We start from the raw sequence: 14,618 nt of genomic DNA, 5'->3' as shown, positions 1-14,618 counted from the left end.
AAATCATTCCCAAACTGGCAAACACAGATTTGTCCGGTGAATATTAAGCCGTTATTTGGCCGCTTTAGCGATTAATGCCCTGAGTTCAGGAATGCATGAACCACAGTTGGTGCCACAACGTAATTTTTCACCCAGCAGCCCGACTGACTGGCAACCCGTTGCGATTGCCGAAAGAATCGTTTTCTCCCCTACGCCAAAGCAACTGCACACGGTTGCACCTGCATCTCTTAGTACACCTGCCGATTTCCCGGCTAATAGCAGGTGACGGCTGGCGGCGGTTGTCGGCGCACTTTCAAAGGCGGAAACCACCGCACTGGTGTTGATATCAGGCCACCCTTTTGCTGCATAAAATGCCAGCTGTAGCTCACCATTGTGCCACGCAAGCAAGTGGTAAAAATCGCCGTCACCGCGAGCATACTGCAATTGCCAGCCCCGGCCTGCGGTTAAGGTTTCAGCCCATGCTGCTGGCAGGTTTTCGGCGGCACAAACAAAGTGCTGCACGCCATGTGAAGTCTGCCGCCACCACTGAACTTCATCGGTAAATTCAATCTTTTCACGAGCGAAGATCTCCCCACGCCACGCAGGCTGCCAGCGCTGAATGCGCACCGCCGTTTGTTTACTTTCTGGCTGCCCGGAATGCGGGTCGCAAACCCCTGCCACCAGTCCATTGACCAGGCCTCGTCGCGAGAATTGCTGGTTCCAGTGCATCGGAGCAAACACATTTCCCGGCAACTGGCTGTCGCTCACTTGTACACGCGCCACCATCCCGCCCTGGCGCGAGGCGATTCGTACCAGATCGCCTTCAGTGACACCGTAACGTTTTGCATCGTGTGGGTGAATGTCGATAAGCGGCATATTGATGTGCTGCATTAGCCGTGGCACACCGCCAGTGCGCGTCATCGTGTGCCACTGATCGCGGATGCGCCCGGTATTCAGTATCAATGGATAACGATGGTCGGCGAGGGCCTCAGGCAACTCCGGTTCGACGGGGACAAGTTGAAACTTACCGTTGGAGCGCCAGCTTTTGAATGCCGGGGTACTGGCTGTGGTTACAGGCCAGCGCACCGGTTCTAACGCGTCATATTGTTCGAGGTTCAGGTGTGCCAGGCCACTGATGTCAAAGGCTCGGCTGCCATTATTTTCATATCCGGAGAGCGCGGCATGTTCACAGAAAATTTCATGAGCGTGCTGCCAGCTAAAGGCTTCTGCGTATCCCAGGCGACGGGCGATTTGCGAAATCATCCACCACTCGGCACGGGCTTCGCCTGGCGAGGGTAAAAACCCACGCTGGCGTGAAATACGGCGCTCCGAGTTAGTTACCGTACCGTTTTTCTCCCCCCAGGCCTGCGCCGGGAACCTGACTGTGGCAAAGCGCGAGGTGTCCGTATTGCGCACGACATCGGAGATGATCACCAGCGGGCAACTCGCCAGCGCCTGCGCCACGCGGGAACTATCCGGTAGCGACACCGCCGGGTTGGTGCCCATAATCCACACCGCTTTCACGTCGCCACGCGCTATCGCCTCGAACAGTTCAACCGCCATCAATCCCGACGTTTGCGCAATGCGTTCGCTGCCCCAAAAGCGCCCAAGCTTTGCGATATCTGCAGGTTCGAAATTCATGTGGCAGGCCAGTTGATTTGCCAGTCCGCCCACTTCACGCCCGCCCATCGCATTTGGCTGCCCGGTCAGCGAAAAAGGACCGCAGCCTGGCCGCCCAATTTTGTCACTCGCCAGATGCACGTTAATGATGGCGTTGCATTTGTCGCTGCCGCTTGATGACTGGTTGATACCCATGGTGTAGAGCGTCATGGCACGGTCAGTGCTGGCAAACCATTGCCAGAATGTCTGCACCGCAGCGCTTTCGAGCTGGCAAAAATCGGCACATTTCGCCAGACTCCAACCTGCGGCCAGGGTTGTTGCATCGCTTTGCCCGTCGAAGCGGTCAGTCATTAACGGCTGTTGTTGCAGCAAATAATTCAGTAACCCGACAAATAGCCCTGCATCGCTTCCGGGGCGCAACGCCAGGTGCAAATCGGCAATGTCAGAGGTGGCGGTACGGCGCGGATCGATAACCACCACTTTCATCTGCGGGCGCAGTTTTTTTGCCTGCACCAGGCGTTGATACAGCACCGGATGCGCCCATGCAGCATTCGATCCCACCAGCACAACCAGGTCGGTTTGCTCCAGGTCCTCATAGCTACAAGGCACAAAGTCCGCACCCAATGCCCGCTTGTACCCCACCACCGCCGACGACATACACAACCGTGAATTAGTGTCGATATTGGCCGCCCCGATAAACCCCTTCATCAGTTTATTGGCCGCGTAGTAGTCCTCGGTCAGCAACTGACCGGACGCATAAAACGCCACCGCTTTTGGACCGAACTCATCAATAATGGCCTGCAGGCGGCTGGCCGTTTCATCGAGCGCAGCGTTCCAGGTCATGCGCTCTCCGTCCACTTCGGGATAAAGCAAACGCCCTTCCAGACCGAGTGTTTCCCCCAGCGCTGCCCCCTTGACGCACAGCCGACCAAAATTTGCCGGGTGCTGTTTATCACCGATAATCTCGTGGCCGCCGTTGACTGCTGGCCGGGCTTCTACCCCGCACCCGACACCACAGTAAGGGCAAGTAGAGCGCACCACCGTATTCATGATGCCTCCGCACGCAAGATAAGCGCCTGACTCCCCACCCACACGGTGCCTTGTTCTACTTTCACCGGCCAGGCGCGAACAGCCTGCTCCCCGTCCTGCGTGCGCCCGTCACGCAGGCGAATACGGTGTTTGTAGAGCGGGGAAATCACAATCGGCTCGCCGGAAGCGTCACCCACTATTCCTCGGGAAAGTACGTTGGCATCGCTGCCCGGTTCAAGATTATCAAGCGCATAAATCGTATCACCAAAGCGGAACAGTGCGATTTGCAGCTCGCCTAAACGCGCGCCAATGCCTGCCTGCAAAGGAATGGCGCTGATATCACACACCGCGTGCCAGGGTTTAACGGGGACGACCGCCTGGTGTTGCACCACTTCATTTACCGGCTGCAACTGCCCGCGCAGCGTCTGGCGTTGGACCGCCTCATCCGGCTGTTCGCTGTTGACGTAAGAACGAAATAGCGCAAGGCGATCGGGGCTGTTAAGCGTGGTCTGCCATTCGCACTGGTAAGTGTCCACTACGGCCACCATCTCTTTTTCCAGTTCATCGGCAAGGCCCAGGCTGTCGTTGAGTATGACGTCGCGCAGATATTCAATGCCGCCTTCGAGGTTATCCATCCAGGTGCTGGTGCGTTGCAAACGGTCGGCGGTGCGGATGTAAAACATCAGCAAGCAGTCGATGATGCGGATAAGCGTTTCACGGTCGAGATCGCTGGCAAACAGATCGGCGTGGCGTGGTTTCATGCCGCCGTTACCGCAAACGTAGAGATTCCAGCCTTTGTCAGTGGCAATCACACCAATGTCTTTGCTCTGTGCTTCGGCGCATTCCCTGGTGCAACCGGAGACTGCCATTTTGATTTTGTGCGGGGAACGCAGGCCTTTGTAACGATTCTCTAATTCTATGGCGAGGCCGGTAGAATCCTGTACACCGTAGCGACACCAGGTTGACCCCACGCAAGACTTCACGGTACGCAACGATTTGCCGTAGGCGTGCCCGGTTTCAAAGCCTGCCGCGACCAGTTCCTCCCAAATGGCGGGTAGTTCTTCAAGGCGTGCGCCAAACAGGTCGATGCGCTGGCCGCCGGTAATTTTGCTGTAAAGCTGGTAGCGTTTTGCCACCTGCCCGATGGCAATCAACCCGTCCGGCGTGATTTCCCCGGCAGGTACACGTGGCACAATGGAGTAAGTCCCGTCTTTCTGGATATTAGCGAAATAGCGGTCATTGGTGTCCTGAAGCGGGAGATGTGCCGGTTTGAGCAGGTACTCGTTCCAGCACGAAGCCAGCACCGAGGCTGCCAGTGGCTTGCAAATCTCACAGCCGTGACCATGACCGTAACGGCTTATCAGCTGTTCGAAACTGTGGATATGGTTAACGCGCACCAGGTGGTAGATTTCCTGACGCGAGAACGGGAAGTGTTCGCAAATATCCTTTTTCACTTCAACGCCCTGCTCTTGCAACTGGTATTCCATCACCTGTTTCACCAAGGCTGAACAACCGCCACAGCCCGTTGCTGCTTTGGTACAGGTTTTAATGGCGCCCATGTCGCCCGCACCGTTGCTCACGGCAGAGCAAATATCCGCTTTGCTGACGTTATGGCATGAACAAATCTGCGCGCTATCGGGGAGTGCTGCCACGCCCAGCCCCTTCGGCGCGCCACCTGCCGACGCAGGCAGGATCAGGCTTTCGGGCTGTGCAGGGAGCGCCATGCCGTTGAGCATCATTTGCAGCAGCGTGGCATATTCCTGACTGTCGCCCACCAGTACGCCGCCAAGGAGTGTTTTATTATCGGCAGACACCACGATTTTTTTGTAGATCTGCTGCGGGCCGTTAGTCCACTGGTAGCTTTGGCTGCCGGGTGTGCGCCCGTGAGCGTCGCCAAATGACGCCACATCAATGCCGAGCAATTTGAGTTTGGTGCTCATATCCGCACCACGAAAAGCCGTTTCTTGCCCGGCAAGCGTTGCCGCCGTAACACGCGCCATCTGGTAGCCCGGTGCGACCAGACCAAAGATTCTCCCTTCCCACAGAGCACATTCACCGATGGCATAAATTGCGTTATCGCTGGTCTGGCACTGGTCGTTAATCACCACGCCACCGCGTTCACCAAGCGCCAGGTCGCACGTTTTCGCCAGCGCATCTTGCGGGCGGATACCGGCTGAAAAGACGATTAAATCGGTGCTGAGCGTTTCTCCATCGGCGAAATTGAGTTGCAAACCGTCAGCATCGGTAATCGCTGTTGTCGCTTTACTGGTATGCACCTGAACGCCGATATCGCTGATTTTCTCGCGCAGCATCGCGGCCCCGGAATTATCGAGTTGCACCGCCATCAGGTTGGGCGCGAACTCCACCACATGGGTTTCCAGCCCCAGCTGTTTAAGGGCATTGGCGGCTTCCAGCCCCAATAACCCACCACCAATCACCACCCCGCGCGTGGCATTGCGGGCACGTTGCGCGATGGCATCGAGGTCGTCGAGCGTACGGTAAACAAAACAGCCAGCAAGATCGTTCCCCGGCACAGGGGGCACAAACGGAAATGAGCCTGTCGCCAGCACTAATTTGTCCCAGTAAGTCTCGCGCCCGTCGTTGTCACGCACCAGGCGTTGCTGGCGATCAACCGCCACGATTTTGCTGTTACAACGAAGTTCAATGCCGTATTCGTTAAAGAAATCTCCTTGCACCATCGAGAGTGAGTCAGCACTGCGCCCGGCAAAATATTCCGACAGATGGACGCGGTCATAGGCCGGATAACGCTCTTCACCAAACACAACAATGTGGTAGCGCTTATGCAGTTGCAGTGCCACGCACTTCTCCAGAAAATGGTGCCCGACCATGCCGTGACCAATTACTACCAGCGTTTCTTTTGTCATGTCGTCATTTCCGGCAGCCGGCGGCTGCTCATCAGAGTGGTATTCATCAAACAGCACGCCAGGCGTAACGGGTGCCGCGTTGAGTAAAATGTCGGTCAGCGCGTTGGCGGGTGTGATATCCCCCAGCAGTAACGCACCAACCAGCCTGTCACCGCGCAGATGCAGGCAGCGATAATGTTTTGTCAGGGGATCAAAAGCGGTAAGAACACGCGAGTCTGGCTGCTCGCGGATTTCGCCTGCGGAAAATAGCGGGATGCCGCTCACTTTCAGGCGTGTGCCACGATCCAGGTAGTGGAAGTCATCGCTGATTTCTCCGCACAGGCGAGCGGCTAATACATCGGCTTGTTGCAGGCATGGCGCCACCAGGCCCCATGTCTGCCCATCAATTTCGCAACATTCACCCAATGCGCTGACGTGCGGTGTTGCACTGCGCAGTTGCGCATCGACGGTAATTCCACGTGTGCAGTCCAGCCCGGCCTGTTGTGCCAGAGAAATATTCGGTTTCACCCCCGTGGCGATAACCACCCGCCCGGCAGGCAACACGTCGCCATGACTCAGCAACACACTGTCTGCGTTGATGCGCTCAATGCCACAACTTAACTGGCAGGCAATACCGCGAGCGGCAAGATGCTGTTCAAGCAGCACGCCCGCCTGTTGATTAAGCTGAATATCCATCAGCCACGGCTGGCGGTGCACCAGAGTGACGGGAATACCGCGCGCGCAAAGTGCAGCCGCCGCTTCCACACCCAGCAAACCACCGCCAAGTACTACGGCATCGCCTTCGCCACCAAGAATGGCGTCAACATCAGCCAGCGTGCGAAAGCCGTGAACGTGGGGCAATGTGTGGCCGTCTATTGGCGGAATAAACGGGCGTGAGCCGGTGGCGAAAACCAGTTCGTCGTACTCAAGCGCACGCTTTGCCGAGCGCACAATCTGGCGCTTTGTATCAACGTCCAACACCGCTTCAGCGGTTAACAGCTCGATATCATGGGCACGATACCAGGCCGCAGTGTGTAATTGCGTTGCACTGGCAGGTTTTTCCCCGGCAAGTACCGGCGAGAGCAAAATGCGGTTGTAGCTCAGAGCGGGCTCTTCACCAAAAAGGGTGATAGAAAATCGCCCCGCTGCTCGCACCACAATTTGCTCCACCAGGCGGATTGCCGCCATGCCGTTGCCGATAACAATCAGACGTTGCTTCATGAGCCGTTCCTCAGGCAGCCTTCGGCTGCTTTTCGTACAGGAAACGCAGCACCTGCTGGCGCAAATGGTGGTAACGGCTGTCTTCTGCCAGTTCGACGCGGTTGCGCGGGCGCGGCAAATCGACATGCAGCGTTTCACCCACCGTGGCCGCCGGGCCGTTGGTCATCATCAGCACGCGATCGGAGAGCAAAACGGCTTCATCAACGTCATGAGTGATCAGTACGATGGTGGTGTGCAGCTCCTGTTGTATGTGCATTACCGCATCCTGCAAATGGGCACGCGTCAAAGCATCCAGCGCCCCGAACGGCTCGTCCATCAGCAGCACTTTCGGTTTCATCGCCAACGCACGGGCAATGCCGACACGCTGTTTCATGCCGCCGGATATTTCACCGGGTCGTTTGTTTATCGCGTGGCCCATTTGCACGCGTTCGAGGTTGTGAACTATCCATTCGCGGCGCTCGGCGCGGTTCATGGTGCGGCAAAAAACCTGATCCACCGCCAGGGCCACGTTTTCAAAACAGGTCATCCATGGCAGCAGTGAATGGTTCTGGAACACTACGGCGCGCTCCGGCCCCGGCCCGGCGATTTCTCGGTTGTCGCACAACAACCCGCCTTCTGATGGCAAAGTGATCCCGGCAATCAAATTTAGCAGCGTGGATTTGCCGCAACCCGAGTGCCCTATCAGGCTGATGGTTTCACCTTCGGCGATATCAAAACTGACGTTACTCAGGGCTAAAAATTCGCCACTGGCAGTGGAAAAACGTTGGCTAACATTCTGAACCTGGATGATTTTCTTCATGTTCTTCTCCTTATTTTTCCCAGCTGAAGCGACGCGCCAGCAGCATTAAACCCTGTTCGAGCAGCAGCCCGACCACGCCGATAATCACAATCGCGATGAGGATGTTTTCGACGTTGAGGTTGTTCCACTCATTCCAGATCCAAAAACCGATCCCAAGCCCCCCAGTCAGCATTTCGGCGGCGACGATCACCAGCCATGCAATGCCGATGGATAAACGCACACCCGTGAGAACAGCGGGTAAAACGGCCGGGAACAAAATTTTCCGCATCACCGTCCATTCGGAAAGTTTCAGTACCCGGGCCACGTTGAGGTAATCGTCCGGGATGCGCTTCACCCCTTCGGCGGTGTTAATCACCATCGGCCAGATGGAACAGATGAAAATAGTCCAGCTCGAGGCAGGCTCCGCTTTTTGAAACAGCAGCAGACCAATCGGCAGCCAGGCCAGCGGGCTGACCGGGCGCAAGAGCGAGATAATCGGGTTAAACATGCGGGCTAAGAAGGTAAAGCGACCAATCAGGAAGCCTGCAGGTATACCGACAATGGCGGCGAGTCCGAACCCAACGGCGACACGCTGGAGCGAGGCAAGAATGTTCCAGCCAATCCCCTGGTCGTTTGGCCCGGCGTTGTAAAATGGGTCGGAAAACAGCGTAATGGCTGATTCCAGTGTGCTTAGCGGCGTCGGGAAACCTTTGCTGTTCAGCGCTGCGATTTGCCATGCCACCACCAGTAACCCCATACCAAGAACCGCGGGGATCAGGCGCTCAAAAAGGCCAAGGATAAACTGGCGCCATTGTGGTTTACGGCGGCGAATGGTGACGGGCGGTAGTGTTATCACTTCCCCAACCGGGGCGCTAAGCGCCGTGGTGGGCGGTTTGTGTGCAGAATTGTTCATCTCATTCCCCTTAGCGTTTAATGGCAAAACTTGCGGCGTAAGCGGCAGGGTCGCTGCCGTTCCAGGTACTGCCATCCATCAAGGTGCTGGTGCGCATCTGGCTTGTAGGAACAGAAATGTTGCCCACGGCGCTAGCAGCCTGTTGATAGATGTCGATACGGTTGATGCGGCGAGCGACAGCAAGATAGTCAGGGTCGTGGTCCAGCAAGCCCCAGCGGCGGTGTTGGGTCAGGAACCACATACCGTCAGAAAGCCACGGGAAGGTCACTTCGCCGTCGCGGAAAAAGTGCATTGCGTGGTCGTCCTGCCATTTCTTGCCGATGCCGTTGTCGTATTGCCCGAGCATGCGCCCGGTCAGGAAATCGGCTTTGGTGTTGAGATATGCCCGCCCGGCGAGCACGTTTGCAGTTTCGCGTCGGTTGTCGTCACTGGCATCAATCCAGCGCGATGCCTCAAGAATGGCGGCGACTAACGCTCGTGCGGTATTGGGGTTTTGTTCAACCCAGGCACTGCGGGTACCGAGGATTTTTTCCGGGTGATCCGGCCAGATTGATTGCGAGGTTGCAGCGGTGAAGCCGATGCCATCGCTGATTGCCCGTTGGTTCCAGGGTTCACCGACGCAAAATCCCTGCATATTGCCGATGCGCATGTTCATGACCATTTGCGGTGGGGGCACCACCACGGTGCGCACGTCGGTAAACGGGTTAATGCCCGCCTGTGCCAGCCAGTAATAGAGCCACATCGCGTGGGTACCCGTCGGGAAGGTATGCGCGAAGGTGAAACTTCCCGGCTCTTTGCTGGCCACGAGTTTTTTCAGGCTTTGCGCATCCGTCACGCCCTGCTTTGTAAGATCCATCGAAAGGGAGATGGCCTGACCGTTGTTATTGAGCGTCATCAGGTTCGCCATCGATTGTTGTTTACCGGCGATACCCATCTCCAGACCATAAACCAGGCCGTACAGGACATGGGCAGCATCGAGTTCACCGGAAACCATTTTGTCGCGCACCGCCGCCCAGCTTGCTTCTTTGCTCGGTACAATCGAGATGCCATATTTTTTGTCGAAGCCTTTTACCGAGGCCATCACCACTGATGCGCAGTCAGTGAGTGGGATAAAACCGACCTTTACTGTGCTTTGTTCCGGTTTATCGCTGCCCGCAGCCCACACGGAATTGATCATGCCCGGCAGTAAATACGCCCCGCCTAATACAGCACCCGCCTGTAGAAATCGACGGCGCGACAAAGTTATGGTTTTTTTGCTCATCGGCTTCATCCTGACAAAAGGTAAAAAAAAAGCGCCCATCAATGTGGGTCAGCACATTGAGGGACGCCTTTGTCCAACCTGAAGCACACCGCCATTGGCGCAATTCAGGTAAAAGTTAGATTCAATAGGTTATTGCAACTCGCGTGCCAGTTTGGGAAGCCTGTGAATCCGTGCTTTTGCGAGAAAACACGTGGCCATTCGCACCACCAAAACGCACTAATTGCCCACCCTTTGTGCAACTACTCCTTAGTAGGTAGCTGCCAGATGTCGGCTACGGAAACCATCGCGCTCGCGACTTCTGCCATGCGTTTATTCTGGTTCATCGCCATTTTGCGCAGCGTTTGCCAGGCCTGTTCTTCACTGTATCCCTGATGGCGAATCAGCAACGCTTTTGCCTGGTCTATCACTTTTCGCTCATTCACCGTGGCCTGAAGCGACGCCAGTTGCTGTGCCATGGTTTCGAGTTGTTGGGCCTGCTGGCGTACCAGCGGCAGAAGATGGCGGTCAAGATAGTGCTCGCTGTGGTTGCCGCCTCGCCCCGCAACCCAGTGAGCAAATTCGTTATCGTTAAGGGGGGTTTGCTGTAAAACCTGGCCAAGCGCCTGCTGCACCTGCGCCATCACGGCGTCGATAAGTTTATCCTCCACCTCTTTTAAGGCATCAATTCTGCTGGTTAACAGCGTAAACCAGCGTAATGCCAGCAGCGCCTTATCACCATCAGCCGGGAGGCGAGTACAAGCCATGCGTCTGAGCTGCTCGGTTTCCCGGCATGGTTCGCCACAGGCCTGGTATTGCAGGCGCAGCGGTTCATCGGCCATGGTGCAAAACACATCAAAACAGCGTTGCTGGCTATCAATACGATCCACCAGTTGCTGGCGCAGCGTGTCGCTAAATTCCCCTTGCGTAAAACCGAGTGCACCAATCGCCCGCTCCTGCCCCGCAAACTCTTTGCCCTGCATAAAACTGAACAATGCCGCAAGCGTACGAGCAACGCCTGCATCGTCCACCACGTTGCTGGTTTCGGGGACAATACTGAGCAAGTGCCGCAGCGTGATATTGAATTGCTCCATCGCCTTTAGCGGCGTGATTTGCTGCTCTGCAATATTTGTTCGCAGCACCGGTAAATACTCAAGGTAATGCAGGGCGCAGGCCAGACTGACCAACAGCGCACTGCCGGGTAGGTAATCTGGTTGCTCAATCGCCTGTTTGAAAAGACCCAGTTCGTGGTCAACTTCCTGCATACAACGCTGCCGTTCGGCACCAAACAAGTGGCCCGATGAACACAGCCAGATGTTGGAAGCCCCGCGCTCACGTTGTAGCATGTGTGCAAGCCTGGCTATCCGTCCGGTAAGCTGCCCGATTTGCAGAATGTCCTGCAACTGCTCGCGCCCTCGGGTTTGCGCCACCATTAAAAAGTCACGGGCGGTTGAATTCATAAACGCTCCTGAACGGCGAGTGATGATTTGAGTCATTCAGATAAGCAAGAAACATGCCTTGAGGGGCAAAGGAGAAGCAATGCAAAAAATTGTGATTATCGCCAACGGGGCTGCTTACGGCAGCGAGTCTTTGTTTAACAGCCTGCGCCTGGCGATTGCGTTATGCGACCAGCAGCCACAACCGCAGGTGAAACTTTTTTTGATGTCTGACGCGGTAACCGCAGGTCTGCGTGGCCAGAAACCTGCCGAAGGCTATAACATCCAGCAAATGCTTGAAATTTTAACAGCACAAAATGTGCCGGTGAAATTATGTAAAACCTGTACCGACGGGCGTGGCATCACGGTTCTGCCGCTGGTTGATGGGGTAGAAATTGGCACGTTAGTCGAGTTAGCCGAGTGGACGTTAAGCGCCGATAAGGTATTAACGTTCTAATTAATGCCAGATTAAATGATGACCAGCAGCAGATTTTCCGCATAAAAATTCATCTGCTGAATGGTTTCAGGAATATCTACACTAAAGTTGATTCGTTACAGCATTTTTTGATCAAAGTCAGCATTTCTGATACCAGGGTCTGGTGTTATGCATGAAGTGTGATTTGTGAACAACATCACTGATTGCCTGAAAAACCAGCGGCGCGGAAGTCTAACTTTGATGTGATAGCGGAGTATAAAAATGCCAGTAGTGAAAGCCAGTCTGCATCTTTTTGGCGGTGATACCGTGGTGGTTCGCTGTTCAAACAATTGCCATATTCATTTGATGAGCGACACCAGCTCTGCGGGTAAACCACAGGCGGATATTCTTAGTGTGGAAGATAAGCAGTCTGCTTATTTGACAGTGCCGTACAGCGGGACGTGGAAAGTGTTGATTGACAGCCACAGCAAATCACTTGAGCACTCAATCAGTTATGTAGCAGCATAAAGACCTCATCCCGGCCCTCGTTTTGAGGGCTACTTTCTTAACAGGATGAGGCTCAGAAATGATCAGGCAAAGCCAGGCTGGAAATCCCCTTCGTCGCCTTTCGGTTGCAACCAGTCTCTGACTTTATTCACCAGCTCATCAAGACAATCGTCGTGCATGCCACGTTTAATAAGCTCTTGTTCGAGCGAAAACAGATACTGCGCGTTGGTGCCCAGCGGGCCACTGGCGGCGGCAATCAATGGCGCGATGATCTCAGCTCGCGTGTCAGCTTCATACAGCGGGTGTCGCGGGTCCATAATAAACACCAGCGCATTCACGACCTGGCCATTATCAAGCTCAAGCTTGCACCACGTCGGCAAATAGCAGCCGGTTATCATCTCGCGCTTCCACACCAGCGTCAGCTCGTCATGAAGAATGGCTTCTGGCAAGCGGTAAGCAAGCCCGGTGGTGCGCCCACCCTCTTTCAGGGCAAGCATGCGCCCAGGCTGGCACGCGGTGCCGCGCCCTGCCGTCAAACGCAGGCAAAAAGCGCGATGCCAGCCGACAAGCGTACCTGCCGCTGACTCTTCATATTCAAATGCCGGGTTCCACATCAGGGAACCATAGCCAAAAATCCATACTGGACTGCTATCGGGACGGCAAGCGAGCGTTGCGGCGAGTGAGGCCGAGCGCTGCTCAGGGGTCCACAACAACGATTCCTCAATGGAACCAAAAGCCGTCTTACAATCCGCTTTCATTAAGAAATCACGTGTTAACACGATACACCTCCGCCACTGCAAACTTCCTTGTGACTACATCAGATTTGCCTTCCGGGCTTTTATTTCGCTGCTTAATATTAAAACAACATATACCTGACCATAAGCAATTAGCGGGACGCTGGCAAGTTTGACGGCGATCACAAAACAATAAAAATGTCATATTAACTTGCCATACTGAAGTGTGTGGCGGAGTTTGAAGATGAATATCAATACATTATGTACGGTTTAGCTTTTCTTATGCCATTTGTCGTCGTCGCCCTTTTGGTAACCGTGTTTCACCGCCGCCCATGCAACTTTATGGGCTGTTTCTTCGCGGCTGGCATCATCGCGGCGATCTTCTTTGTCTTTGTACTCATCCCAGGCGCTGTTAAACGCCTCTTTGTAGATATCCTGGGCATGAGCAGGAAGGACGTTTTGTACGCTTTCCGGGAGGTCGTTTCGGCTTTTATAAGGCATCGCGCCATCCTCAGTTGAGTAAATCTAAAGTGTGAAACACCAGGTACGATCCTGCCAGTTAAAATCGCTAATTGCATTTATGAAAAAGGTATCTTGATGTTTTGTATTATTTAAAATCAGTAAACATCTATTTTTATTCATCAGAAATACTATGGCTATCTAAGCGGTAAAACTGAGTAAATTTTCCCGGAAAACACCCATTGTTTGCTATTTTAACGGGGACTTAATGTCCGACTATAATCAATAAATAGCTTAATGCCTGCACAGATGGAGATGTATTTTGACCAAAACACAACATGAGGCGGTGAAAACCCGTCATAAGGAGAGTTCGCTCATTTTCCCGGTATTAGCGCTGGTCGTACTGGTGATGTGGGGAGGAAGCCAGTCTTTTCCAGCGGTTATAGGGATTAATATTCTGGCCCTGGTGGGCATTTTAAGTAGCGCCTTTAGCGTCGTTCGTCACGCAGACGTTCTCGCGCACCGTTTAGGCGAGCCTTATGGTTCTCTGATTCTGAGTCTTTCCGTCGTTATCCTCGAAGTCAGTTTAATTTCCGCATTAATGGCGACGGGTGATGCCGCTCCAACGCTGATGCGCGACACACTTTATTCCATCATCATGATTGTGACCGGCGGCCTGGTTGGTTTCTCATTATTGTTGGGAGGCCAGAAGTTCGCGACGCAGTACATGAACCTCTTTGGCATTAAACAGTATCTCATTGCCCTGTTCCCGCTGGCGGTGATTGTGCTGGTGTTACCCACAGCGCTACCTGAAGGCAACTTTAGCACCGGGCAGGCACTGATGGCGGCCGCCATTTCAGCCGCAATGTATGGCGTATTCTTGCTGATTCAGACGAAAACGCACCAGAGTCTGTTTGTTTACGAGCATGAAGACGAGTCCGACGATGACGACCCGCATCACGGCAAACCGTCGGCACACAGCAACACATGGCATGCCATCTGGCTTATCGTGCATCTGGTTGCGGTTATTGCTGTCACCAAGATGAACGCGGGGCCACTCGAATCATTGCTCACGACATTGAACGCCCCGGCGCAATTTACCGGCTTCCTGGTCGCGTTGTTGATCCTCTCCCCTGAAGGTTTAGGGGCATTGAGAGCGGTGTTAAGTAACCAGGTTCAGCGCGCAATGAACCTGTTCTTTGGCTCCGTGCTGGCAACCATTTCATTGACCGTTCCTGCGGTGACACTGATTGCACTATTGACGGGCAATGACCTGACCTTTGGTTTAGGGATGCCGGAGTTGGTGGTGATGCTGACGTCATTGGTGCTGTGCCAGATTTCATTCTCGACCGGGCGCACCAACGTCCTGAACGGCACCGCGCACCTCGCGCTGTTTGCCGCTTACCTGATGACGATATTTGCCTGA

General features: G+C 54.6%; 11 protein-coding genes. 3 read left to right on the top strand and 8 right to left on the bottom strand.

Going from position 1 to position 14,618, the window contains the following annotated elements; genetic code table 11:
- Nucleotides 1–51 precede the first annotated feature (51 nt).
- The 6 genes from M975_RS06265 to M975_RS06240 all read right to left on the bottom strand — a co-directional run bounded on the left by M975_RS06265 (nt 52) and on the right by M975_RS06240 (nt 11,101).
- Complete coding sequence (locus tag M975_RS06265) at nt 52–2,649, bottom strand: nitrate reductase (protein WP_064557991.1); 2,598 nt, start codon at nt 2,647–2,649, stop codon at nt 52–54.
- Nucleotides 2,646–6,713 carry a nitrite reductase large subunit NirB gene (gene nirB, locus M975_RS06260; RefSeq protein WP_074388331.1) on the bottom strand — a complete coding sequence of 1,356 codons (4,068 nt, stop codon included), beginning with the start codon at nt 6,711–6,713 and terminating at the stop codon, nt 2,646–2,648. The genes M975_RS06265 and nirB overlap by 4 nt, the downstream gene beginning before the upstream one ends.
- Nucleotides 6,714–6,723: 10 nt before the next feature.
- Entirely contained in the window at nt 6,724–7,512 is a 789-nt protein-coding gene (locus tag M975_RS06255; protein WP_064557990.1) for an ABC transporter ATP-binding protein, read from the bottom strand.
- Between the two features lie 10 nt (nt 7,513–7,522).
- Nucleotides 7,523–8,404 (bottom strand): nitrate ABC transporter permease, encoded by an 882-nt coding sequence (ntrB, locus tag M975_RS06250; RefSeq protein ID WP_064557989.1) that lies wholly within the window; start codon nt 8,402–8,404, stop codon nt 7,523–7,525.
- Nucleotides 8,405–8,414: 10 nt separating this feature from the next.
- Entirely contained in the window at nt 8,415–9,665 is a 1,251-nt protein-coding gene (locus tag M975_RS06245; protein WP_064557988.1) for a CmpA/NrtA family ABC transporter substrate-binding protein, read from the bottom strand.
- 239 nt (nt 9,666–9,904) lie between these two features.
- Nucleotides 9,905–11,101, bottom strand: coding sequence for a nitrate- and nitrite sensing domain-containing protein (locus tag M975_RS06240; RefSeq protein ID WP_064557987.1), 1,197 nt, complete (start codon nt 11,099–11,101; stop codon nt 9,905–9,907).
- 79 nt (nt 11,102–11,180) lie between these two features.
- Here M975_RS06240 and M975_RS06235 point away from each other — a divergent pair, with 79 nt between their 5' ends.
- Nucleotides 11,181–11,534, top strand: coding sequence for a DsrE/DsrF/TusD sulfur relay family protein (locus tag M975_RS06235; protein ID WP_064557986.1), 354 nt, complete (start codon nt 11,181–11,183; stop codon nt 11,532–11,534).
- 240 nt (nt 11,535–11,774) lie between these two features.
- Entirely contained in the window at nt 11,775–12,020 is a 246-nt protein-coding gene (locus M975_RS06230) for a DUF1883 domain-containing protein (RefSeq protein ID WP_064557985.1), read from the top strand.
- A 62-nt stretch (nt 12,021–12,082) separates the two neighbouring features.
- Here the strand turns inward: M975_RS06230 and M975_RS06225 are convergent, their stop codons facing one another.
- A complete protein-coding gene (locus M975_RS06225; protein WP_064557984.1) occupies nt 12,083–12,778 on the bottom strand; it encodes a gamma-glutamylcyclotransferase in 696 nt (231 codons plus the stop codon).
- A gap of 225 nt (nt 12,779–13,003) precedes the next feature.
- Entirely contained in the window at nt 13,004–13,234 is a 231-nt protein-coding gene (chaB, locus tag M975_RS06220; protein ID WP_064557983.1) for a putative cation transport regulator ChaB, read from the bottom strand.
- 280 nt (nt 13,235–13,514) lie between these two features.
- On the opposite strand from chaB, the gene chaA reads away from it, so the two are divergent.
- On the top strand, nt 13,515–14,618 hold the full coding sequence (gene chaA, locus M975_RS06215; protein WP_064557982.1) for a sodium-potassium/proton antiporter ChaA: 1,104 nt from the start codon (nt 13,515–13,517) through the stop codon (nt 14,616–14,618).

This window comes from Buttiauxella brennerae ATCC 51605 (genome assembly GCF_001654925.1).
Classification (GTDB): Bacteria; Pseudomonadota; Gammaproteobacteria; order Enterobacterales; family Enterobacteriaceae; genus Buttiauxella; species Buttiauxella brennerae.
The sequence above is the reverse complement of the archived record's forward strand: the minus strand, read 5'-3'. Positions and strand labels throughout refer to the sequence as shown.

What these genes read in the sequence shown, in the direction of transcription:
- M975_RS06240 (WP_064557987.1), bottom strand. Translation starts at nt 11,101, where the DNA reads ATGAATTCAACCGCCCGTGACTTTTTAATGGTGGCGCAAACCCGAGGG.
- nirB (WP_074388331.1), bottom strand. Translation starts at nt 6,713, where the DNA reads ATGAAGCAACGTCTGATTGTTATCGGCAACGGCATGGCGGCAATCCGC.
- M975_RS06235 (WP_064557986.1), top strand. Translation starts at nt 11,181, where the DNA reads ATGCAAAAAATTGTGATTATCGCCAACGGGGCTGCTTACGGCAGCGAG.
- chaB (WP_064557983.1), bottom strand. Translation starts at nt 13,234, where the DNA reads ATGCCTTATAAAAGCCGAAACGACCTCCCGGAAAGCGTACAAAACGTC.
- M975_RS06265 (WP_064557991.1), bottom strand. Translation starts at nt 2,649, where the DNA reads ATGAATACGGTGGTGCGCTCTACTTGCCCTTACTGTGGTGTCGGGTGC.
- M975_RS06245 (WP_064557988.1), bottom strand. Translation starts at nt 9,665, where the DNA reads ATGAGCAAAAAAACCATAACTTTGTCGCGCCGTCGATTTCTACAGGCG.
- M975_RS06230 (WP_064557985.1), top strand. Translation starts at nt 11,775, where the DNA reads ATGCCAGTAGTGAAAGCCAGTCTGCATCTTTTTGGCGGTGATACCGTG.
- M975_RS06255 (WP_064557990.1), bottom strand. Translation starts at nt 7,512, where the DNA reads ATGAAGAAAATCATCCAGGTTCAGAATGTTAGCCAACGTTTTTCCACT.
- ntrB (WP_064557989.1), bottom strand. Translation starts at nt 8,404, where the DNA reads ATGAACAATTCTGCACACAAACCGCCCACCACGGCGCTTAGCGCCCCG.